18 protein-coding genes and 1 tRNA gene are annotated in these 22126 nt (G+C 68.5%); 14 read left to right on the forward strand and 5 right to left on the reverse strand.

Annotated elements, in window-relative coordinates:
- Positions 1–420 precede the first annotated feature (420 nt).
- Positions 421–1920, forward strand: coding sequence for a beta-N-acetylhexosaminidase (locus SK803_RS27495; RefSeq protein ID WP_319969006.1), 1500 nt, complete (start codon positions 421–423; stop codon positions 1918–1920).
- A 17-nt stretch (positions 1921–1937) separates the two neighbouring features.
- Here the strand turns inward: SK803_RS27495 and SK803_RS27500 are convergent, their stop codons facing one another.
- Positions 1938–3275, reverse strand: coding sequence for an aldehyde dehydrogenase family protein (locus SK803_RS27500; RefSeq protein ID WP_319969007.1), 1338 nt, complete (start codon positions 3273–3275; stop codon positions 1938–1940).
- Positions 3276–3454: 179 nt separating this feature from the next.
- On the opposite strand from SK803_RS27500, the gene SK803_RS27505 reads away from it, so the two are divergent.
- The 6 genes from SK803_RS27505 to SK803_RS27530 all read left to right on the forward strand — a co-directional run bounded on the left by SK803_RS27505 (position 3455) and on the right by SK803_RS27530 (position 8617).
- Complete coding sequence (locus SK803_RS27505) at positions 3455–4828, forward strand: GAF domain-containing protein (RefSeq protein WP_319969008.1); 1374 nt, start codon at positions 3455–3457, stop codon at positions 4826–4828.
- 59 nt (positions 4829–4887) lie between these two features.
- Positions 4888–6177: an FAD-dependent oxidoreductase gene (locus tag SK803_RS27510; RefSeq protein ID WP_319969009.1), complete on the forward strand. Its 1290-nt coding sequence runs from the start codon at positions 4888–4890 to the stop codon at positions 6175–6177.
- Entirely contained in the window at positions 6155–6712 is a 558-nt protein-coding gene (locus SK803_RS27515) for a DUF402 domain-containing protein (protein ID WP_319969010.1), read from the forward strand. The genes SK803_RS27510 and SK803_RS27515 overlap by 23 nt, the downstream gene beginning before the upstream one ends.
- 55 nt (positions 6713–6767) lie before the next feature.
- Entirely contained in the window at positions 6768–7355 is a 588-nt protein-coding gene (locus tag SK803_RS27520) for a nucleoside/nucleotide kinase family protein (RefSeq protein WP_319969011.1), read from the forward strand.
- Between the two features lie 308 nt (positions 7356–7663).
- On the forward strand, positions 7664–7948 hold the full coding sequence (locus SK803_RS27525) for a DUF6412 domain-containing protein (protein WP_319969012.1): 285 nt from the start codon (positions 7664–7666) through the stop codon (positions 7946–7948).
- Between the two features lie 39 nt (positions 7949–7987).
- Complete coding sequence (locus tag SK803_RS27530) at positions 7988–8617, forward strand: YidC/Oxa1 family membrane protein insertase (RefSeq protein WP_319969013.1); 630 nt, start codon at positions 7988–7990, stop codon at positions 8615–8617.
- On the opposite strand, the gene SK803_RS27535 is transcribed toward SK803_RS27530, so the two are convergent.
- A complete protein-coding gene (locus SK803_RS27535; protein WP_319969014.1) occupies positions 8599–10107 on the reverse strand; it encodes a PucR family transcriptional regulator in 1509 nt (502 codons plus the stop codon). The two genes, SK803_RS27530 and SK803_RS27535, sit on opposite strands and share 19 nt — an antisense overlap.
- Before the next feature lie 112 nt (positions 10108–10219).
- Between SK803_RS27535 and pruA the strand changes: the two genes are divergently transcribed.
- Together pruA and SK803_RS27545 are read left to right on the forward strand one after the other, a co-directional pair.
- Complete coding sequence (pruA, locus tag SK803_RS27540; RefSeq protein WP_319969015.1) at positions 10220–11845, forward strand: L-glutamate gamma-semialdehyde dehydrogenase; 1626 nt, start codon at positions 10220–10222, stop codon at positions 11843–11845.
- A gap of 78 nt (positions 11846–11923) precedes the next feature.
- A complete protein-coding gene (locus SK803_RS27545; protein ID WP_319969016.1) occupies positions 11924–12847 on the forward strand; it encodes a proline dehydrogenase family protein in 924 nt (307 codons plus the stop codon).
- Here SK803_RS27545 and SK803_RS27550 read toward each other — a convergent pair.
- Positions 12834–15248 (reverse strand): tetratricopeptide repeat protein, encoded by a 2415-nt coding sequence (locus SK803_RS27550; RefSeq protein WP_319969017.1) that lies wholly within the window; start codon positions 15246–15248, stop codon positions 12834–12836. The two genes, SK803_RS27545 and SK803_RS27550, sit on opposite strands and share 14 nt — an antisense overlap.
- 111 nt (positions 15249–15359) lie before the next feature.
- On the reverse strand, positions 15360–16277 hold the full coding sequence (locus tag SK803_RS27555; RefSeq protein ID WP_319969018.1) for a class I SAM-dependent methyltransferase: 918 nt from the start codon (positions 16275–16277) through the stop codon (positions 15360–15362).
- A 195-nt stretch (positions 16278–16472) separates the two neighbouring features.
- On the opposite strand from SK803_RS27555, the gene SK803_RS27560 reads away from it, so the two are divergent.
- The 4 genes from SK803_RS27560 (at position 16473) to SK803_RS27575 (ending at position 20763) form a co-directional block, all read left to right on the forward strand.
- Positions 16473–18113, forward strand: a complete 1641-nt coding sequence (locus SK803_RS27560) for a bifunctional 3'-5' exonuclease/DNA polymerase (RefSeq protein WP_406601590.1) — start codon at positions 16473–16475, stop codon at positions 18111–18113.
- Positions 18114–18237: 124 nt separating this feature from the next.
- Positions 18238–19623, forward strand: coding sequence for a carbohydrate-binding protein (locus SK803_RS27565; RefSeq protein ID WP_319969020.1), 1386 nt, complete (start codon positions 18238–18240; stop codon positions 19621–19623).
- A 54-nt stretch (positions 19624–19677) separates the two neighbouring features.
- A tRNA-Val gene (locus tag SK803_RS27570) sits at positions 19678–19749 on the forward strand.
- 372 nt (positions 19750–20121) lie between these two features.
- The gene (locus tag SK803_RS27575) at positions 20122–20763 is read left to right on the forward strand and encodes a helix-turn-helix domain-containing protein (protein ID WP_319969021.1); all 642 of its coding nucleotides are present in this window, start codon (positions 20122–20124) and stop codon (positions 20761–20763) included.
- Here SK803_RS27575 and SK803_RS27580 read toward each other — a convergent pair.
- Positions 20745–21572 carry a hypothetical protein gene (locus tag SK803_RS27580; protein WP_319969022.1) on the reverse strand — a complete coding sequence of 276 codons (828 nt, stop codon included), beginning with the start codon at positions 21570–21572 and terminating at the stop codon, positions 20745–20747. The genes SK803_RS27575 and SK803_RS27580 overlap by 19 nt on opposite strands.
- 149 nt (positions 21573–21721) lie before the next feature.
- Between SK803_RS27580 and SK803_RS27585 the strand changes: the two genes are divergently transcribed.
- On the forward strand, positions 21722–22123 hold the full coding sequence (locus SK803_RS27585; RefSeq protein ID WP_319969023.1) for a hypothetical protein: 402 nt from the start codon (positions 21722–21724) through the stop codon (positions 22121–22123).
- Positions 22124–22126 lie beyond the last annotated feature (3 nt).

Here is a 22126-nt window from a genome sequence, read left to right on the forward strand (position 1 = left end):
ACACGCTTTTCGTCGAGTTGACACCCCTCCTCAGATGTGGCGCGCTCTGGCCCGGCTCGTGACGGGACCACCCACCCGAACCGCACCACCCACGCAACGCAACTCCGCCCAAAGCGTCAGGCGTGCCATCAACCCGCGCACGGCGTGGACAAGGTCCTTGATCAGATTGGCGGGGTCCGGGGCGGAGCCCCGAAATCCCTAAACCGGAGCGGACGGTGCCAACCGGACCACCCCCAAAGCCGCGTCCACCCAAACCGCACCCCAATTGGTCTAAACCTTGACAGCCAATCCCGCCGCCTGAAACCGTGGACCCTCACCGCCGCCACCACAAGGTCCCCCCTTGCCCTGGAGGATGGCGTGACATCTCAAAGAGTGCGTGCAGCACTCACGGCGCTGGTACTGGCCGGATCAGGAGTACTGGTGACCGGAACAGCAGAAGCTGCGACCTCACTGCAGGAACTGGTCCCCCAACCAGTCCAGATCCAGCCCCGCACCGACATAACCTTCACCCTCACCGCATCCGCCAAGATCCAGCAAGCCGCGGACACGGCCAAACAACCAGCAGAACTCCTGGCCACCATCCTCCGCCCCTCAACCGGCTTCGCCCTCCCCATCACCACCGAGGTCGCCGGCAACGGCATCGTCCTCGCAGCGGGCGCCGACCCGAAGGTGGGTCCTGAGGGCTACCAACTGGACGTCACCCCGCAGCAAGTGGTCATCCGCGCCAACACCACCCAGGGCCACTTCAACGGCGTCGCCACTCTCCGCCAGCTCCTCCCGGCCAAGGCCGAGGCGAAGACCAAACAAACCGGCCCCTGGACAGTCCCCGGCGCCAGCATCCTGGACCACCCGAGGTACCAGCACCGCGGCGCGATGCTGGACGTCAGCCGGCACTTCTTCACGCCGGACCAGGTCAAGCGCTACATCGACCAGATCGCCGCGTTCAAGATCAACTACTTCCACCTGCACCTGAGCGACGACCAGGGCTGGCGGCTGGAGATCAAGAGCTGGCCCGAGCTCACCAAGATCGGTGGCAGCACCGAGGTGGGCGGCCGCAAGGGCAACCTGTTCTACACCCAGGACCAGTACAAGGACCTGGTCGCGCACGCGGCCAGCCGGGGGATCACGGTCATCCCCGAGTTCGACATGCCTGGGCACACCAACGCGGCCCAGGCGAGCTACGCCGAGCTGAACTGCGACGGCAAGAAGCGCCCGTTGTACACCGGCACCGACGTCGGCTTCTCGTCCCTCTGCATCAGCAAGGAGATCACGTACAAGTTCATCGAGGACGTGGTCAAGGAGGTCTCGGCGATCACTCCCGGCCCGTACTTCCACATCGGCGGCGACGAGGCCCTGAGCACGCCGGACGCGGACTACGTCAAGTTCATGAACCGCGTGCTGCCGATCGTCAAGAAATACGGCAAGACAACGGTGGGCTGGCACGAGTTCATCAAGACCACCAAGGACACCGCGGTGATCCCGCAGTTCTGGGGCACCACGAGGACCGACGCCAACGTGGCCGCGGCCGCCCAGCGCGGCAACAAGGTGCTGATGTCGCCGGCGAACCGGATCTACCTCGACATGAAGTACAACAAGAACACCAAGCTCGGCCTGGACTGGGCCGGTCTGGTCGAGGTCAAGGACGCCTACGGCTGGAACCCCGGCGCCTACCTCAGCGGGGTCGGCGAGGCGAGCGTCCGGGGCGTTGAGGCTCCACTGTGGACGGAGACGCTGAAGACGTCCGCCGACATCGAGTACATGGCGTTCCCGCGCCTCGCGGTCGCCGCGGAACTCGGCTGGGCGCCGGCGAGCGTCCACAACTGGGACACGTTCGCCCCACGGCTGGGCGCGCAGGGACCCCGCTGGAAGGTCCAGGGCATCAACTACTACGCCTCGACCCAGGTGCCCTGGAAGAAATGACCACCACCAGCTAACCCCTAGAAGTAGCCCTGCCCGCGGTCGGAGTAGCTGACCAGCAGGTGCTTCACGCGGCGGTACTCGGCGAGCACGGCGGTGTTCGCCGGGTACGCGTAGTAGTTGTTGACCCACACCCGCTCGGCGTGCAGGTCGTGGCCGACGTTGTGCGCCCGCGCGACGTCGCGGCTCCAGATACCGGCGCCGAGCTGGGCGGTGGCCTCGTTCGCGATCTTCACCGCGTCGTCGCGGTCGTCGAACCTGGTCACCGAGACGATCGGACCCAGCACGTCGTCGGCGAACACGGCGGAGCGGTGATCACCTTCGAAGATCGTGGGCTGGACGTAGTGGCCGGAGGCCTCGCCGCCGGTCACCAGGCGCGCGCCCTCGGCCTTGCCGCGCTCCACGTACGCAAGAACTCGATCGCGTTGCGCAAGACTGACCACAGCGCCGACCATCGTGTCGGTGTCGAGCGGGTCGCCCGTGCGGAGCTGCCGCGTTCGCTCCGTCGCCAGGTGCAGCAGTTCCTCGTAGACAGCGGTCTGGATCAGCGCGCGCGACGGGGCCGTGGTGATCTCGCCCTGGTTGGCCGCGAACATCGCGAAGCCTTCCAGCGCCTTGTCCAGGAAGCTGTCGCGTTGCGCGGTGACGTCGGAGAAGAAGATGTTGGGGCAGCGGCCGGAGACGACCGGGTGGTCGTCGGAGCCGGTGACCACGTTCACCACGCCGGGCGGCAGCAGGTCCGCGATCACGCCGAGCAGCACGTGGATCGACGCCGGCGTCTGCAGGGCGGGTTCCAGCACCACGGCGTTGCCCGCGGCCAGGGCCGGTGCCAGCAGGCGACCGGCGTTCATCAGCGGGAACGTCCACGACAGGCGCTGGTGCACCACGCCGAGCGGCTGGAACGAGCGGTAGTCGCAGGTGTCGCGGCCGAGCTGCTCGACCTCACCCACCTCGGTGCGGATGACGGCGGCGAACTGCCGGAACTGCTCGATCAGCAGCGGCACGTCGGCGACCAGGGCCTCACGGACGGGCTTGCCGTTGTCCCACGTCTCGGCGACCGCGAGCTCGGTCGCGTGTTCCTCCACCCGGTCCGCGATCTCGCACAGGACCGTGGCGCGCTCTCGTGCCGTGGTGCGACCCCACGCCTGTGCGGCGCCGCTGGCGGCGTGCAGTGCGCGCGCCCGGTCGGCATCAGTGCCGCGCGCGACCTCCGTGAACACCTCACCGGTCACCGGCGTGACGTTCTCGACGTACTCACCGGACACGGGCGACACGTAGTCGCCGCCGATGAAGTGGTCGTACCTCTGCCGGTACGCGACCACGCTGCCGGGCTGACCCGGTGCCGCGTACTGCGTCATTCTGGACTCCACGGTTTGGACGGCCTGCTGAAGGGCTGGAGCGGGCGAAATGAGAAAGTAGCCAGCAGAACGTTGCATGCTCGTTGCAAGCCGTGGACGGATCAGTGACCCACGAACCGGGGCAACACGCACTGTTGCTGAGTCGCGTGAGAGACGCCGTGTTGAGTGGTACTCGCACGGTGGATTTGCCACGCTCGGTGATTTCCGCGTCGTGGCAACGGTCACTCGCCGCCAACGTCGATCCGGACCTGCACACCGCGCCCACGGTCTTCGCCGCCGACGAACTCTCCGACCTGCGCGAACGGCATCCGCTGCACCCGAGCCTGCCGACGTTGCGCGAGACCCTGCTGGGCTTCGCGGAAGAGGCCAAGCACATCATGATCGTCGCGGACGCGCAGGGTCACATCCTGTGGTGCGAGGGCTCCCACGACACCCGCGGCAGCGCCGAGGACGTCGGTCTCGCCGAGGGAACGCGCTGGTCAGAGGATGCGGCCGGGACGAACGGGATGGGCACCGCACTGGCGGTGAACTCCGCCGTCACGGTCCACTCCGCCGAGCACCTGGTGCGGACCTACCACCACTGGACGTGCGCGGCGAGCCCGATCCGCGACCCGGACACCGGCACCACGATCGGCGTCGTCGACCTCAGTGGCCCGATCGAGACCGTCCATCCCTCGATGGTGGCATTGGTGTCGGCGTCGGCCCGGCTCGCCGAGTCGGAGATGCTCGCCAGGATGCACGCGCAGGACGAGGAGCTGCGGGCGCGCAACATGCGGCACCTGATGGCTTTGCGCGGCGAGCCCGGCGCGCTGCTCAGCCCGACCGGACGCGTCGTCGCGGTCGAGCCGTACGGGCTGCTGCCGTCGCGCGTCGACGTGTCCAGCGGCCGGGTGGTGCTGCCGGACGGCCGCGAGGCGGTGCTGGAACCGCTAGCCCAGGGCTATCTGCTGCGCGTGCCCCGGCAACGCCACGTGCGGCGAAGCGTGTTGTCGCTGTCGTTCCTGCTGCCGGAGCCCAAGGTCGTGCTGGACGGACGCGAGGTGCCGATCTCGTTGCGGCACGCGGAGATCCTCAGCGCGCTGACGCTGGACGGCAGGCTGTCCGCGGATCAGCTCGCCCTGCGGCTCTACGGCGAGCGCGGCAACCCGACGACCGTGCGTGCCGAGCTGCACCGGCTGCGCGCCCAGCTCGGCCCCGACGTGCTGGCGACCCGGCCGTACCGGCTGACGGCCGACGTCGAGGCGGACTTCCTGGCGGTGCGGACCGCGCTGCGCGACGGCGACGTGCCGCTGGCCGCCTCCCGGTACCGCGGCTCGCTCCTGCGCCGCTCCGAGGCACCCGTCGTGCGCGACGAGCGGGACGACCTCGCGACGGGCGTGCGCAAGGCCGTCCTGTCACGCGGAGACGCCAACGCGCTGTGGACGTTCACCCAGACCGACTCCGGCGAACACGACGTCGAGGCCCTGGAACAGCTGGTCAGGCTGCTTCCGCCGGACGACGTGCGGCTCGCCATCGCCACCGCCCGCCTGAGGAGACTCAGTCAGGACGATTGACAAGAGTCTCACTAACTGAATATCTTCCCCACTAAGATACTTGGTAGGGGGAGGATGTCATGTCCGGAACTGATCTGCGGGTGCTCATCATCGGAGCGGGGACCGGTGGCCTGTGCCTGGCGCACGGACTGAAGAAGGCCGGCGTGAACGTGGCGTTGTTCGAACGCGACCGCACGCCGCGCAGCATGTTGATCGGCTACCGGGTCGGGATCAGCCCGGACGGCAGCAAGGCGCTGCACAGCTGCTTACCGCCGGACGTGTTCGCCGAGTTCGTCCGCACCACCGCCAAGCCGCCGGTGCGGATCAACATGCGGACCGAGAAGTACAGGGAACTGCTGGTCGGCGACCTGCCGCCGGCCACGGACGAGACCAGGGCCGAGAGGTCCGTGAGCCGCATCGCGATGCGCACGGCGTTGCTGAACGGCCTGGAGGACGTCGTCCAGTTCAACAAGACCTTCACGCACTTCAGCCGCAACGACGACGGCACGGTCACCGCGTTCTTCGACGACGGCACGTCCGAGACCGGTGACGTGCTGGTCGGCGCGGACGGCGCGCAGTCCAAGGTGCGCAAGCAGTACCTGCCGCACGCGAAGATCGCGGACACCGGCATCACCACGATCGCCGCCAAGCTGCCGTTGACGCCGGAGAACGTGCGGTTGCTGCCACCACTGGCCGACGGCGCCGTCACGCTGCTCTACGGGCCGAAGGGCGCGTTCGTGATCATCCACGTGATGCGCTTCGAGAGCGAAGGCGTCGAGGACGACTACATCATGTGGGGCTATGCCGCCTCGCACGACAAGTTCCCGGACATGAAGGGCATGAGCCAGGAGCAGCTCAAGCAGGTCGTGCTGGACCTGACGCCGAAGGTCCACCCGAACCTGCGGGAGCTCTTCCGGCGCGGCGACCCCGGGACGGTCTTCCAGATCAAGGTCCGCACGTCCGAGCCGCTGGAGCCGTGGAAGTCGAGCAACGTCACGTTGATCGGCGACTCCGTGCACCTGATGACGCCCGGCCGCGGCATCGGCGCCAACACCGCGTTGCGCGACGCGGAGTTGTTGTGCCGCAAGCTGACCGAAGCCCACCACGGCAAGGACACGGTGCAGGCGATCTCCGAGTACGAGCAGGAGATGGTCAAGTACGGCTTCGAGGCGGTGCTGGCGTCACGCGAGCAGATGGACGGCAACGGCGCGATCCACAAGCCCGTGATCGGCCGGGTCGTGCTGGCGTTCCTGAGGACGTTCCTGCGCGTGACGAACGCCGTGCCCGCGCTGAAGCGGAAGATGCTGGCCGAGGACGCAGCCCACCGTGATCACGTAAATTCAGCGCATGAGGTTGTTCACGCCGGGTGAGGTCGTGGTGCGGCGTGAGGTGCTGCACGGCAAGGTCTGGTCGGAGATGCCGACCAGGGTGATCGTCGACGAGCCGGGACTGCTCGCGGTGTTCGTGGAACCTGGCACCCGGCTCACCTACCCCGACCACCACCACCCGCACCCGTGGGACAAGCCGGAACGCGGCTTCTGGCGGGGCCACGGCAAGCTCATGCTGCACCGCCCGCAGGACGCCTACTCCGTCGACCTGTTCTGGAAGGGCGACGACCGGGTGTTCGGCAACTACTACCTCAACCTGCAGGCGCCCTACCGCCGCGTCGAGGACGGCTTCGAGACCCTCGACCACGCACTGGACTACACCGTCGCGCCGGACGGCACCTGGCAACAGCGCGACCTCGACGAGTTCGAGGAACAGGTCGCGTCGGGCAAGTACACGGCGGAGGAGGCCGAGGCGATCAGGGCCGAGGGCCTCAAGATCGAGAAGATGCTGGCGTCCGGCGAGATCTGGTGGGACACCGCCTGGGCCGACTGGCAGCCGTCGACGGTGTGGCAGTGACCGGCGTGACAGTGACCGGCATGGCAGTGACCGGTGTGGCTGCGACGGGGCGGCAGTGAAAGTTCGACCGCTCACGTTCGACACGCTCGTCGCAGAGATCGTCTCCCGCGTCAGCGCGATGGACGGCCGGGTGCGCGTGCTGATCGACGGCGCCCCCGCGGCCGAGCCCGGCAGGCTCGCGGACGCCGTGGTGGAACCGTTGCGCGCCTTGGGTCGCGCGGTGCAGCGGGTGTCCACCGAGGACTTCCTGCGACCGGCGTCGGTGCGGCTGGAACACGGCCGCACCGACCCGTACTCGTACCGCCACGACTGGTTCGACCTGGGCGGCCTCCAGCGCGAGGTGCTCGATCCCGCGCTGGACGGCAAGGTGCTGCCGTCGTTGTGGAACGCGGCCACCGACCGGGCGAGCCGCGCCGAGTACGTGGACGTGCCGGAGAACGGCGTGGTGATCGTCGACGGCACCCTCCTGCTGGACCGCTGGCTGCCGGCCGAGCTCACCGTGCACCTGTGGCTCTCCCCCGGCGCTCTCCAGCGCAAGACCGCCGAGCAGTGGACGCTGCCCGCTTTCGACGACTACGAACCGGCGGCGGACCTCTTCGTCCGCTACGACCACCCCGAACGGCCAGGCCTGGTCGAGTCGTGACTCGGCTCTTCGAAGAACCGGCACCCCCTGCGGACGTAGACGGTTCCTGGAGACGTGGCGGAAGCGCACGGCGATCACGCGGACGCCGTGGCGCTGAAGGTGGATGCTCGGCAACGGCGGATTCTCCCGAGCCGACAACACGAGGTTCGTGAGCTACCGGAGGGACGTCGCCGAAGGCAGGCGGGTGATCGCGACACTCGGCCGGGCTGGGCCACGGCGTGGTGGCTGTCCGACGCTGGGCACGCTCTACGACGAGGCTGGTCACGTTCTCGAGACCGTGGTGCCCGGGAACAGGTAACCTGCGAGGCATGTGGCGGCCGGAGACCAAGCAGCGAGCGATGCTGGTGCTCGCGGTCTTCCTGCCTGCCCTTTACGCCTTCACGTTGTTCTCCTCCCCGACCGAGGTCGTCGCGGCCGTGACCGCGCTCGCCCTCGCGTTGATGGTCGTCGTCTCGCTGGTGCCGCTGTCGGTGGCACCGGCGCGGTCGCTCGCGATCAGGGAACGCGCTCAACGTTCAGCCCAGTTGCGGCTGCGAAACCCTGACGCCGCAGGCAAACCCCGTCCTCGAGCACCGGGATGCGGGACGTTCTGACGTCCCCCGACTCCCCAACTCGATACGGAGAACCAACCCTTGTTCGCTGACCTGGGCGCCGCCCTGGCGAGCTTCGGCATGCCCGCGCTCGCCATCATCGTGTTCACCATGGCGGTGCGGCTGATGCTGCACCCGCTGGCCCGCGCCGCCGTGCGCGGCGAGAAGGCCAAGGCCAAGCTCGCTCCGGAGATCCAGAAACTGCAGAAGAAGTACGGCAAGGACCTGATGCGGCTCTCCGAGGAGTCGCAGAAGGTCTACAAGAAGAACGGCGTCTCGATGTTCGCCGGCATGTTGCCGATGCTCGCCACGATGCCGTTCTTCATGGTCATGTACCAGGTCGTCACGACCCCCAATCCGCTGCTGGCGGGGACGATTTTCGGGGTTCCGCTAAGTGCTCATTTCATGAGCAGTTTCGAATGGGTGTTCTTCGCGCTGTTCGGCCTGCTCGCGGCCGTCGCGTACTTCACCGTGCGCTGGCAGCAGTCGCGAATGGCCGCGAACCCGTCACCGACGCCCACTCCGGGGTTCATGAACGGGCTCATCAAGGTGCTGCCGTTCGGCACGATCCTGGTGGCCGCGTACCTGCCGCTGGCCGCCGGGCTGTACCTGCTCACCACGACGACGTGGACGATCGCGGAACGGGCGCTGCTCTACCGCATCCTGAGCTGAAGCTGGGCGATCAGCCGGACGAGCGGGTCGTCCAGATCCAGATCGATCCGCTTCAGCCGGTACCGCAACGTGTTCGGGTGGACGTGCAGCCGTTCCGCGGCGGCGCGCACGTCCCCCAGCGCGTCCAGGTAGGCCAGCAGCGACTTGGCCGACTCGGCGTCGAGGGCGTCGATCCGCGGATCGCGGATCCGGGGGTTGTCCTGGAGCAGCGCGAGAATCTCGCTGACCAGGACCTGCGACCTGACGTCGGCGAGCGTGGCCACCTCGGCGTCGAGGTCGCGGGCCATCGCGTCCAGCACGCGTTCGGCTTCCTGCCGGGAGATCCTCACCTCGTCCAAAGTGGACACCGTGGAGCCGACCGCGGCCTGCACCGACGTGTGCAGGTGGCGGCGGGCCGTGGTGACGATTTCCCGAGTCAGGCTCAGGAGTTGGGCGTTCGGAGCCAGGTCCGGCAACAGCACGTAGGTGCGGCCGCCGGACTCGCTGACCAGCGCGCTGCGCCGATAGGCCGCGGCGTGCACGGAGATCAGCCCGGTCATCTCGGCGCGGCGGAGTTCGTGTTCGCTGCGGTCGCCTTCGCCGCCCCGCAGGGCGAACACCACGACGGCGGCGGGTTTGCGCGGGTCGGCACCGATCTGGCCGGCCACCGTCACCGCGTCCATGCGGCCGGTCAGCAGCGCGGCGAGGAGGTTCTCGCGGAACCTCGACGTGGGCTGGTTGCGCTGCTGGATCAGGTGCGGGGCGGTGACGCGGGCGGCGCCGAGCAGCGCTCGTTCGGCCTGCTCGGTCAACGGCTGGTCGCCCTGCTGCACCCAGATCGTGCCGAGCGGCTGCGCGCCCGCGTGGATGCCGACGGCGATGCGGCGGCGGATGCCGAGCTCGGGGCGTTCGTCGATCCGGACGACTTCCTCCGACGAGCGGAGCAGGTTGTAGACGCCCCACTCGCGCAGCATCTTCAGGTACGGCTCGGGGCCTTGACGGCCGAGGATGGAGAGGCGGCGCAGTTCGTCGACCTCGTCGGACGAACGGGAGTAGGCGAGCACGCGGCTCGCGGTGTCCTCGATGCTGACGATCCCGCCGGTCAGGGTGGCAATCGTTTGCGCGAGCGCGAACAGGTCGCCGAGGACCTCGCCGTCGTCGGTCGTGGTCGTCAGCACGCCCTTGGCCAGCGACTCCAGGTGTCCCCAGCGGACCTCTGGCCGGACTTCGAGCAACGCCACGCCCGCGTCCACCGCCGCCTGTTCGAGCGCCTGGGACGACTCCTTGACCGCCACCGCGGCGGCTTTCGCCCGGCCGGCTGCCCTGATCAGCGGCAGTGCGGCCCGGCCTCGTGCCCCGATGAGCAGCGCGAGGTCGCCGGCCGCGACGTCCGGCGGGTCGTCCGGATCCATGATCACGACATCGCGCACGTCGACCTCGAGGCCGTTGGGGGCGACCTGCAGTTCGACGAGGGGATCGCCGAGCGCGATCAGGATGTGCCGGAGGCTCATAACTGTCCGATCGTACATCTGACCTGATGAATCTTGGCGGTTCGGACAACCGGGGCGAGGTCGCGCGGACTTACCTTTTAGCCACCGAAGCTGAGTCAAAGAGGAGTTGCGAGTGGACGCGGTCACCCAGGTTCCCGCCCCGGTCAACGAGCCGGTCCTGCAGTACGCCCCCGGCACCCCGGAGCGCGCCGAGCTGCAGGCGAAGCTGGCCGAGCTGCAGAAGGAGCCGCTCGAACTCACCCTGACCATCGGTGGCGAACAGCGCATGGGTGGCGGCGCGCGGATCGACGTCGTCCAGCCGCACAACCACCGCTCCGTGCTCGGCACCCTGGCCGGCGCGACCCAGCAGGACACGGTCGACGCACTGGCCGCGGCCCGCGAGGCCGCCCCGGCGTGGCGCGCGATGTCGTTCGACGACCGCGCGGCCATCCTGCTGCGTGCCGCCGACCTGCTGGCCGGCCCGTGGCGTTCGACGCTCAACGCCGCCACGATGCTCGGTCAGTCGAAGACCGCGATCCAGGCCGAGATCGACGCCGCGTGCGAGCTGATCGACTTCTGGCGCTTCAACGTGCAGTTCGCCCGCAACCTGCTGGCCGAGCAGCCGATCTCCTCCCCCGGCGTGTGGAACCGCACCGACCACCGCCCGCTCGAGGGCTTCGTCTACGCGATCACGCCGTTCAACTTCACGGCCATCGCCGGCAACCTGCCGACCGCGCCCGCGCTGATGGGCAACGTGGTGCTGTGGAAGCCGTCGCCGACCCAGTCGTTCGGCGCGCACCTCACCATGCGGCTGCTGGAAGAGGCGGGCCTGCCGCCCGGCGTGATCAACCTGCTGCCCGGTGACGGCCTGGCCGTGTCCGAGGTGGCGCTGAACTCGCCCGACCTCGCGGGCATCCACTTCACCGGCTCCACCCCGACGTTCCAGAAGCTGTGGGGGCAGGTGGGCGCGAACATCGCCAACTACCGCTCGTACCCGCGGATCGTCGGCGAGACCGGTGGCAAGGACTTCATCCTGGCGCACCCGTCGGCCGACCCCGACGTGCTGCGCGTCGCCATGATCCGCGGTGCTTTCGAGTACCAGGGCCAGAAGTGCTCCGCCGCGTCGCGCGCCTACGTGCCGCGCTCGGTGTGGAACAAGATCAAGGACCAGTTCCTGGCCGAGGTCGAGGCGCTGACCTACGGCGACGTCACCGACTTCTCCAACTTCGGTGGCGCGGTGATCGACCGCCGTTCGTTCGACAAGCTGTCGGGCGTGCTGGAGGCCGCGCGGACGGACTCCTCGCTGGAGATCGCCGCCGGCGGTACCGCGGACGACTCGGACGGCTTCTTCGTGCGGCCGACCGTGCTCCTCGGCTCCGACCCGGCGAACTCCGTGTTCACCACCGAGTTCTTCGGCCCGGTGCTCGCGGTCCACGTGTTCGAGGACGCCGACTACCTGACCGTGCTCAAGCAGATGGAGAGCGCGGCACCGTACGGCCTGACCGGTTCGATCATCGCTCGGGACCGCACGGCCGTGGCGCACGCACAGGAAGAGCTGCGGTTCGCCGCCGGCAACTTCTACGTCAACGACAAGCCCACCGGTGCCGTCGTGGGCCAGCAGCCGTTCGGCGGCGGGCGCGCGTCCGGCACGAACGACAAGGCGGGGTCGGTCCACAACCTGCTCCGCTGGGTCAGCCCGCGCTCCATCAAGGAGACCTTCGCGGCGCCCACCACCCACCTCCACCCGCACCAGGGCTAGATCCGGCCCACCCGTGAGTGGTTTCCGCTGCTACCCGCGGCGGAAACCACTCACAACCACACCCTGAGGACGTGAACCATGTTGCGCTCCAGCCTTCTTCTGGCGTCCCGCAGCGCGGGTGCCCGCAAGCTCGTCGAGTCGACGCCGCTGACCCGGCCCGTCGTCGAGCGGTTCGTCGCCGGTGCCGACGTCTCCTCCGCGATCCGCGCGACCGCGGAGGTGCTCGGTGACGGTCGTCTGGTCACGCTGGACCACCTCGGTGAGGACACCGTCGAGGAGTCGCAGGCCAACGACACCGTCGAGGCCTACCTGACGTTGCTGGCGCAGCTGGAGTCGTACGGGCTCACGAACGGCGCCGAGGTGTCGGTCAAGCTGTCCGCGGTTGGCCAGTCGTTGCCGGTGGACGGCGAGAAGATCGCGCTGGAGAACGCACGGCGGATCTGCGCGGCGGCCGCGGTCGTCGGCACGACCGTGACGCTGGACATGGAAGACCACACCACCACGGACTCCACGCTCAGCATCCTGCGTGAGCTGCGGGTGGACTTCCCGTGGGTCGGCGCGGTGCTTCAGGCCTACCTCAAGCGCACCGAACAGGACTGCCGCGACCTCGCGTACTCCGGTTCCCGAGTGCGGCTGTGCAAGGGCGCGTACCAGGAGCCTGCTTCCGTTTCGTACCAGGACAAGCACGACGTCGACCTGTCGTACGTGCGTTGCCTGAAGGTGCTCATGGAGGGCGAGGGCTACCCGATGGTGGCCTCGCACGACCCGCGCCTGATCGCGATCGCCGCCGACCTGGCGTCCGCGCGCTCGAAGGACACCTACGAGTTCCAGATGCTCTACGGCATCCGGCCGGAGGAGCAGCGCCGCATCGCCGCCGAGGGCAACCGCATGCGCGTGTACGTCCCGTACGGCGACGAGTGGTACGGCTACTTCATGCGCCGCCTGGCGGAGCGTCCGGCCAACGTCGCGTTCTTCATGCGGTCGCTGCTCACCACGAGCTGAGCGCCTCGACCGTCTCCAAGGCGAGCTCCAGCTTCTCCGGCTCACCCACCTCGCGCAGGATCTCCACCGCGCGGCGGGTGAGCCGGAGTGCGTTGTCCAGCTCGTGCCTGGTTTCCGCGCACAACCGGCCGTAGACCGTGAGCGTGTCGGCGTAGCCGGGCTGTTGGTCCAGGTCCAGCCCTGTCATGTGCCACAACACAACGGCCGTGTGCGCGGTGTTCCTCGCCTCTTCCTTCCGTTCCGCACCACGAAGCCGGCACGCGTGTTGCTGGACGGCTGCGATGTAGACCGTGAGCGGTGTCTTCACCATCAGCGCACGACAGACCTCGACGGTGAACTCGGACATCTGCAACGCCCGGACGTGATGGTCCGATTCGGACAGTGCGCGGGCCGTGGACTGCAGTGCCGGAGCCAGTTTCGCGCCGAAGAAGTCGACGAGCTGGGACGGCAGGCGGCGGCAGATGTCGAGGCACTCGTCGGCGGTGCGCAGCGCCTCGTGGTCGTGATCGTGGCGGAGCTGCTGCTCGGTGAGGTGCGCGAGGGCGATCACCAGGTCGGCCTGGTTCCAGACGAGGTCCTTCTCGGCCAGTTCGCGCCAGACCTCCACGGCTTCCACGGCCGCGCCGAGATCGTGGGCGACCTGGACGACGTTGAGCAGGGCGTGGCCCAGGCCCTTGCGGTCCCCGGTCTCCCGCCAGATCATCACGGCTTCCTGCGCGGTGAGCTTGGCGTTCAAGCCCTCCGACAGCCCGCGCAACGCCTGACTGTGCCGCATCAGCGCCTCGGCGAGGTCGCCGCGGAACGTCTCGGGGTTGACGATGGCGAGCCGGCGGAAGAGGTCGACGGCCTCCCTCAGCACCTCGCCGGCGGCTTCCGCCCTGCGCAGGTCGATGAACATCGTGCCCGCCATGACGAGGTTGCGGGCGAGCTCCGGTTCGAAACGCGGGTCCTCCTGGGCGAGCACCCGCCAGTTCGCGATGGAGAGCTGCATCGAGTCGGCCGCGTGCTGCGTCTCGCCCTCGACGTGATAGCGGCGGGCCATGGCGGCGGCGACCCGCGCGAAGTCGGCGCGGAACAGCGCGGGGTGGTTCTTCGCGAGCTCCTGGTAGAGCAGGGTGGCGCGGCTGAGGGCGGTCATCGCCGCCTCCTCCTGGCCGAGCGCCTGGTAGCGGTAGCTGATCTGCTCCAGCGCGGACGCGAGCTGCGGGGTCGTCTCCGGGTCGTCGAGCGCGATCTCGTGCCAGAGCGCGATCGCCTCCTCCGAGACCGCGAGCACCTCGTCGCGCCTGCGGGCGTTGATGAGCCGCAGTCCCAGGTCTCCCAGCGCGTCCGCGAGCAGTGGCCGGTTCTCGGGGTCCTGCCGGACGAGCTCGCGATAACACTCGACCTCGCGCTGGGAGGCTTCGACGGACTCCTGGCGCAGGCCGCACAACATCGTGCGGGCGCTGAGCATCCCGTACATCTCGGCGCGTTCGAGGGTGTCCTGGGCGCGCTCGACGAGTCGTTCGGTGAGCATCGACGGGATGGCGTCGACGGCGAACCGCTCGTCGCGGAAGACCTGCCGCGCCAGGGTTTCCGCGGTGGCGTACGAGCCGATCTCGGCGGCGATGCGGAGGCTGTCGCGGGCCATGTCACGGGCGATCGCGGGGTTGTCCGCGATCAGCTGGTCGAGCTGGGGCCGCAGCGCCGGCCAGCGGTGCGCGGCTCTCGCCAGCAGGTCGGGGTCGGGGCTGTCCGGCGTGGCGACGGCGAGGTGGTCCTCGGCGATCCGGCCCGTCCGCGGACCGTCGTCGCGCTGGAGGAGCTGACGGACGAGCTGGGTGCGGTTCACGTCGCACGGATCGCCGTGGACCGCGGCCAGCGCGGCCATGTGCAGGTCGAGGACGGTCTCGCCGGCGATGTTCGGCGGCGGCTCGTCGGGTGCGGTGACGTCGAGCTGCTTGGCGAAGTGCTGACAGGCCAGCGTGAACGACTCGGCGCGGTCGGCGACGGTCGGCGCGAGCGCCAGGTCGGTGACCTCGTGGTCGAAGTCCGCGATGCGCTGGCGGGTGGAGGACCACCACCAGCCCGTGGTCCTCGCCGCCAGCAGCACCCGCGTGCGCGCCGGTCCGTGCCGGAGCGTGTCCTGCAGCTGCTCGAAGACGTCCTGCCAGGTGAGGCGGTCGGCGTCGTCGATCAGCAGCAGCCTGCCGTGGACGTCGTCGTCCCAGTGCTCCAGCCGGAAGTGCTGGAGCAGCCTGGTCTTGCCCGCGCCTGCTGGGGCGTGCAGCAGCAGAGACGCCTGGGGCACCGGGCTGTCGCGCCAGTGCGTCAAGGCGTTCTGTTCGGACTCTCTGCCGTGAAAGGGGACCACCTGATGGGTGGGGTCCAGCAGTGCGGCGACGCTGAGTGCTCGGTCCACAGCCTCATAGTCGGTCGCTGGTCAGGCCAGGGGTAGCAAGACCACACCATCGTGGTCTTTTCCTGTTTTTCCTTTACTCCTTTGCTGTCTGGATTGGAGATCCTCCAACAACTACGCGCGCCGGGCGAGGTGGTGGCGGTAGCTCTCGTACTCGCCGACGAACTTCGTCCGGATGCGGGCGATCTCCAGCACCTTCGACAGGGCGTCCTTGTGCCCGATGAAGTCGGCACCGGCGTAGTGCGCGCCGCCGAGCCCGCCGATGATCCGCGCCCGCAGCGGCATCTGCTTGCGGGCGTACTCCTTGCGGAAGAAGCTCCCCGGCGCCATGCGCTGGCGGATCGAGCTCTTCACGTTCTCCGTGACGTCGCGCTCGTGGATCCACTCGAAGTCGGAGATCTCCTGCTGGAGCTTGCCGAACCGCACGGACGACCTGGGGTCGAACACGTCGATGACGGAGAAGTGCCCGCCGGGCTTGAGCACGCGCGCGACCTCGCGGAAGAAGCGCTCGACGTCCGGGTAGTTGTGCGAGCTCTCGACGTTGATGACGAGGTCGAACTCGCCGTCCTCGAACGGCAGCCGCTCGGCGTCGCCCTCGACGTAGCTGAGCCGGTCGCCGCGGGCGAGGATCGCGCTGGCCCTGTCGATGGCGGACTTGGAGATGTCGAGACCGACCGCGCGGGCCGGGTCGACGAGGCGGGTGAGGAAGTTGAGGCCCTCGCCCATGCCGCAGCCGACCTCGAGCACCTTGAGGGTCCTGAAGTCGTTCTTGGTGTGCGGAAGACCGCGCAGCGTCTGGAAGTAGAGCTGCTCGGAGAACGTGTCGCTGACGCCCGCGTTGAAGTTCGGGCGCAGGCCGTTGAGTTCGTTCAGCAGGTCGGGGCAGTGCATGCCCCAGTTCCAGAAGTCGCCGGTCCGCGACCACGACGCAACGTCGTCGTAGACCGCCGAGACAGCGCCTTTGAGCTGGTCAGCGTCGGGGATGCCGGCGTTGAGGTCGCGCAGCCCGGTGGCCGCGTTGCCGTTGGTCATGAGAGCTCCCAAGGTGAGCGTTCCTTGAGTTCCGCACTGTGGCAGCGCTCCCACTAGGCGATGCACCTTCGTGCCGGAATTTCGGGTGGATTCGTAGAGTTGACGACCGGTTCTGTGTCCGGTAAACGTTTGCAGGTCGCCCGATTTCAGTCCGTACTGAAATTGTCGGACCGTGGCGGCACAATCCGAGGCGTGCTGGTCGCCCTCGTCCTCGAAGCGGACGGCGCGGGCCGGTGGCAGAAGCTGCACGACGACGGGACGCCCGCTGGTCCCGCGATGGCGGCCTCTTCCGTCGCCTCCGCCGTCGCGTCGCTGGAGCGCGCCCACAAGCCGCGGTGGCTGTGGGCGGACACCACGGAGATCTACCCGTCGTTGCTGGCCGCGGGCGTGCGGGTCGACCGGTGCTGGGACGTGCAGCTGACCGAGGCGTTGCTGCTCGGCGCGGCAGGCCGGCATCGCGAGCCGCGCGAGCTGCCGGCGGCGCTGGCGCGCGAACTGCGGTTGCCGGCGCCGGCCGATCTCGGACATCGCAAGAAGGACGTCGAGCTGACGTTGTTCGAGCCGGAGCCGGTGGTGTTGCCGGGCGGAACGGACGCGCTCACCGCGTTGTCGCTGGTTTTCCGCGCGCAGCAACGGAATCCGGCGTTGGGGCTGCTGATCGCGGCGGAGTCGGCGTCCGCGTTGGTGGCGGCGGAGATGACGCATCACGGGTTGCCGTGGCGTGCGGACGTGCACAACGAGATTCTCGAGGAGGTGCTCGGGCCGCGAACCGCACCCGGTGTGCGGCCGAAGGTGTTGCAGGCGTTGGCGGATCAGATCCGGGAGGCGTTCGGCGGCCGCGAGATCAACCCGGACGCGCCGGCGAGCATCGTGCGGGCGTTCGCGCGTGAGGGCATCGACGTGCCGTCTGCGCGGCGGTGGGTGCTGAAGACGATCGACCATCCTGCCGTGGAACCGTTGCTGGACTACAAAGAGCGCGCACGGCTGTGGGTGGCGCACGGCTGGACGTGGCTCGATGCGTGGGTGCGGGACGGACGGTTCCGGCCTGACTACGTCGTCGGTGGCGTGGTTTCCGGGCGTTGGGCGTCGCGGGGTGGTGCGGCGCTGCAGATTCCCCGGATGATGCGGAAAGCCGTTGTCGCGGACGACGGCTGGTGCCTGGTGGCGGCCGACGCCTCGCAGCTCGAACCGCGGATCTTGGCCGCACTGTCAGGGGATCAGCGGTTGATCGAGGTGTGCACGGACGACGATCTGTACTCCGCGCTGGCCGAGGACTCGTTCTCCGGCGAGCGGCCGCGGGCGAAGATCGCGATGCTGTCGGCCATGTACGGCGGCACCTCCGGCGAGGCCGGACCCCTGCTCGCCGTGCTGCGCAAGAGGTTTCCGGAGGCCGTCGGGTACGTGGAGGCCGCCGCGCTCGCCGGTGAGCAGGGCCGGATGGTGCGCACCCGGCTCGGCCGCACCTCACCCTCACCCTCGGAGGCGTGGCGCGAGCTGACCGGTGGTGCCGACGACTCCGGTGAGGTGTCGAGCTCGTCGCGGCAGGCGGCGCGGAACTGGGGCCGGTTCACCCGCAACTTCGTGGTGCAGGGCAGCGCGGCGGACTGGACGGCGGCGTTGCTCGGCGTGCTGCGCAATCGTTTGCCCGCCGACGCGCACCTGGTGTTCTTCCAGCACGACGAGGTGCTCGTGCACTGCCCTCGTGCGGACGCCGACGCCGTGATCGAGGCGATCGCGGACGCCGGACGTGAGGCGACGCGCTTGTTGTTCGGTGCGACGGCCGTGCGTTTTCCGATGAACGCAGTACCCGTGACCTGCTACGCGGATGCGAAATAAGTCCAAACGAGACGCAGCGCTACCTGCGCCGTTCGACGTCGTTACTCCGATTGGCCGCTTGTTCGCAAGCCGTGAGAGCGCTCTCATAAATGGACTGCACCCGTGACAAGGAGGTCACTCGCGCATGAGGCAACGCCGCCGCGTTCTCGCGGCCACCACAGCTCTTGTTGCCGCGGTACCCCTGGCGATCGCCGCCATGTCCGCCAACGCCTCGATCCCACCCCCTGCGGCGGGATGGACGCAGGTGTGGGGTGACGACTTCAACGGTTCGAACGGATCGCTGCCGTCCAGCTCCAACTGGATCTTCGACCTCGGTCACGCCTACCCCGGCGGCCCTGCCAACTGGGGCACTGGCGAGATCCAGAACTACACGAACAGCACGCAGAACATCAAACTCGACGGCGCCGGCAACCTGCGCATCACCGCGTTGAAGGACGGCGCGGGCAACTGGACGTCGTCGCGCATCGAGACCCAGCGCTCGAACTTCAAACCGGCGCCGGGCGGCAAGCTCGCCATCGAGGGCCGCATCCAGATGCCGAACGTCACCGGACAGGCGGCGCTGGGTTACTGGCCCGCGTTCTGGGCGCTCGGCTCGCCGTTCCGCGGCAACTACTGGAACTGGCCGGGCATCGGCGAGTTCGACATCATGGAGAACGTCAACGGCATCAACTCCGTGTGGGGTGTGCTGCACTGCGACGTCGCTCCCGGCGGCGCCTGCGGCGAGTTCACCGGCATCGGCAACTCGCGGGTGTGCCCCGGCGCGTCCTGCCAGTCCGCGTTCCACACGTACCGCTTCGAGTGGGACGACGCCGCGAAGACGTTCACCTGGTTCGTCGACGGCCAGTCGTACCACCAGGTCACCGAGGCTCGCGTCGGAACGAACGTCTGGAACCAGATGACGTCGCACGCGGGGTACTTCGTCCTGCTGAACCTCGCGATGGGCGGCGCGTTCCCGAACGCGCTGAACAACAACCAGCCGACCCCTGTCGCGGCCACCCAGTCCGGGCACTCGATGGTCGTGGACTACGTGGCCGTCTACTCGGCTGGCGGTGGTCCCACCACTCCCCCGACCACCACCACGACGACCACGAACCCACCCGGTGGTGGCGGGTCGGCGTACAGCGAGATGCAGGCCGAAAGCGCGGCCGAGCGTTCAGGCGGTTCGGTGGCACCGGGTGACGGCGGCTCGGGCGTGCACCAGATCGCGAACGGCGGCTACCTGAAGTTCTCCGGCGTCGACTTCGGCTCCGGTCCGGCCCGGCAGTTCTACGCCCGCGTGGCGTCAGGTGCCGGCGGCGGGGTGAGCGGGCTGGTCGAGGTGCGGATCGGATCGCGGACAGCGGCCCCGATCGGTTCGTTCGCGGTCGGCAACACGGGTGGGTGGGACGCGTGGAGAACCATCCCCGCGAACATCTCCAACGTCAGCGGGGTGCACGACGTGTACGTGACGTTCACGTCGGGTCAGCCCTCGCCGTACGTCAGCGTGAACTGGGTGAAGTTCGGAACCTGACCCCCAGGTGTGCGTCGAGGTCCGGCGCCCGCTAGAATGTCATCCGCACGACACGGATGATTAGCTCAGCGGGAGAGCACTACCTTGACACGGTAGGGGTCACTGGTTCAATCCCAGTATCGTCCATCCAAGAAGGGCCCGTCAGCTGACGGGCCCTTCTTGCTGTTCCTGGCCCAGGTTGTCGCCGTGGGTCAGCGTCTCCCAGGACACGAACAGGTTGTTGGTTGTGCATGGCGTTGTAGCCGACCTCGGTGATCGGGCCCAAGCGCTTCACGCAGGCGCGATGTCTCGGCCACGTGCGAGATCGCGGACAGGCCGTATCCCGCGGCAGTGCGCCGTCGGACGTGAGGTAGATGCGGGGTGTACGACAGCCTTGCATGAAGTTGTCCTTTGCTGCGGGCATCTCCTGTGTGGTGTGGCGACGGGCGTTTGTTCATACGTACCACCAGCGGGAATGATCTGGTGACCGGTTTCGTGCCGGTCTGGGACAATGGGCCCGTGTACGCCGAACGTCCTGCTCCCGCGGGCCTGGCTTGCCTGTGGACGCGCACGGTCTCGTCCTCGACCGTGCAGCGCGTGGTGCCGGACGGGTGCACCGATCTGATGTGGACGCCCGCGACCGGTTCGCTGTTCGTGGCCGGGCCGGACACGCAGGCTCAGCTCGCAGTGGTGGCGCCGGGGACGTTGTACGGCGTGCGGTTGCCGCCGGGTGCGTTTCCGTCGGTGTTCGGGGTGCCGGCGCATGCCGTCCGGAACCAGCGGGTGGCGTTGTCCGAGCTGGTGCCTTCTGCTCGGCTTTCGTCGTTCTCGGACATGGTCGCGTTCTGCGCCTCGCGGGTCGTGGTCGATCCGGCACTGGCGGCGACGGCTTCGTTGCTGCGGTCGTCCGACGTGGGTTCGGCGGCGTGGGAGATCGGGTTGAGCGCCCGTCAGCTGCGGCGCCGGTGCCTGGACGCGTTCGGGTATCCGCCCAAGGTGCTGCAGCGGGTGTTGCGGTTCGACGCCGCTGTGCGCCTGGCGTGGGACGGTCTGCCGTTCGCCTCGGTGGCCGTGGAAGCCGGCTACGCGGACCAGGCGCACCTGGCCCGCGAGGTCCGTGCGTTGGCCGGCGTGCCTTTGGGTCAGCTGATCCGGCCGTAGCGCCTGAGCGTCAGCAGCGCGTCGATCGTGGCGATCGAGCGCCATTCGAAGTGGGTTATCGGCGTGAAGGCGGGGAAGCCGAAGTTCCAGCCGCCGTCCTCCTGCTGCCCGTCCCGCAGTTCGTCAAGATCCTTGCTGAATTCCTCGTCGGTGAACCAGGTCCGCGCGAGGCTGGTGGGTTTCTGCGCGTACTGGTGCAGTTCCAGTCCCTCGCCTTCCGCATAACCCTCGGTGCTCGGCTTGAGGTGCCTGAGCTTTTCGGCGGCGAGTTCGGCGCGGGACCGGTCGGGCACCTCGTCCAGGAACATCACCGCCGCCCGCAGCTCGTACGGGTGGGTCTGATCGAGCTTCTCGATCTCCTGCCAGCTGTAGTCGGTGGCCTTGTCGAGCCACGGGTGCGCGATCCGGAGGGCGTGCAGCGCGGCGGCGATCTGGGCCGTCAGCAGCAGTCCGCCCTGGTCGTCAGCGGCGACCCACGGCGCCTTGGGGTGGTCCTTCGAGGTGGACATGCCGAACGGCACACTGCCGTCCGGGCAGGTGTTCTCGAGCCAGGTCAGGATCGACTCGGCGTGTTCGGGGGCGTTGACCTCGCCGAACAGCTGGAGAGCGCGCAGGGCGTGCAACGGCTGGCTGGTGGGACCGCGGTGGTCGGGCTCGAGGGCGTACCCGTACCCGCCGTCGTCGTTGCGGTAGGCCAGCACGGCCTGGACGACGGCTTTTGCCTCACCGCCGTCGAAGGCGTGCTCGAACCAGCGTTGTTCCAGCGTGCGGGCGTTGTGCCAGATGAAGTTCCTCGCTCGTTCGATCATGCCCTCGAACCTAGGCCGCCGGTCCGTCCGGGTCTTGCACGAAACGGCCATGTGACCTGGTCGGCGTCACTCGTTCACCCACGCATGGAACCGGTCTTATGCGAATATCCTCTAACAGGGGTGTGGAGTTCTGAGGGGAGCTGGCTGAGATGCTGATGTTCGACGCACTCGTGCCGATCAAGACCGGCGCGGCCGCTGGCGCCGCCGCCGGCGCGGCGTTGGGCGCGGCCGGTAGCGGAGTGACGCGGTTCAGCGTCGACCCTGGTCAGGCGCAGAAGATGATCGACGGCCTGAAAGCGGCGGTCGAACACCTCTCCAGCCTGCGGAACAACGGCCTGGAACTCCAGCAGTCAGGCGCCCCCGGGCCCGATCCGTACAGCGGCATGGCGACCCTTGCGATGCGCGAAGCCGCAGGCGAGCAGCCCGGCGGTTACCTCTGGGCAAACGACCTGGCGCGCAAAGCGCTCGAGAAGACCATCGAGAACATCGAGAAGGCCCTGGCCGAGTACCGGGGCACCGACGATGCGGCGAAGTCCGCAATGAAGGGCTGACAC

Source organism: Lentzea miocenica, assembly GCF_033949945.1.
Classification (GTDB): domain Bacteria; phylum Actinomycetota; class Actinomycetes; order Mycobacteriales; family Pseudonocardiaceae; genus Lentzea; species Lentzea miocenica.

Excerpts from the sequence above, each read along its gene's own strand:
- SK803_RS27585 (WP_319969023.1), top strand. The coding sequence starts at position 21,722 with ATGCTGATGTTCGACGCACTCGTGCCGATCAAGACCGGCGCGGCCGCT.
- SK803_RS27565 (WP_319969020.1), top strand. The coding sequence starts at position 18,238 with ATGAGGCAACGCCGCCGCGTTCTCGCGGCCACCACAGCTCTTGTTGCC.
- SK803_RS27580 (WP_319969022.1), bottom strand. The coding sequence starts at position 21,572 with ATGATCGAACGAGCGAGGAACTTCATCTGGCACAACGCCCGCACGCTG.
- SK803_RS27510 (WP_319969009.1), top strand. The coding sequence starts at position 4,888 with ATGTCCGGAACTGATCTGCGGGTGCTCATCATCGGAGCGGGGACCGGT.
- SK803_RS27515 (WP_319969010.1), top strand. The coding sequence starts at position 6,155 with ATGAGGTTGTTCACGCCGGGTGAGGTCGTGGTGCGGCGTGAGGTGCTG.
- SK803_RS27545 (WP_319969016.1), top strand. The coding sequence starts at position 11,924 with ATGTTGCGCTCCAGCCTTCTTCTGGCGTCCCGCAGCGCGGGTGCCCGC.
- SK803_RS27555 (WP_319969018.1), bottom strand. The coding sequence starts at position 16,277 with ATGACCAACGGCAACGCGGCCACCGGGCTGCGCGACCTCAACGCCGGC.
- SK803_RS27525 (WP_319969012.1), top strand. The coding sequence starts at position 7,664 with ATGTGGCGGCCGGAGACCAAGCAGCGAGCGATGCTGGTGCTCGCGGTC.
- SK803_RS27500 (WP_319969007.1), bottom strand. The coding sequence starts at position 3,275 with ATGACGCAGTACGCGGCACCGGGTCAGCCCGGCAGCGTGGTCGCGTAC.
- SK803_RS27535 (WP_319969014.1), bottom strand. The coding sequence starts at position 10,107 with ATGAGCCTCCGGCACATCCTGATCGCGCTCGGCGATCCCCTCGTCGAA.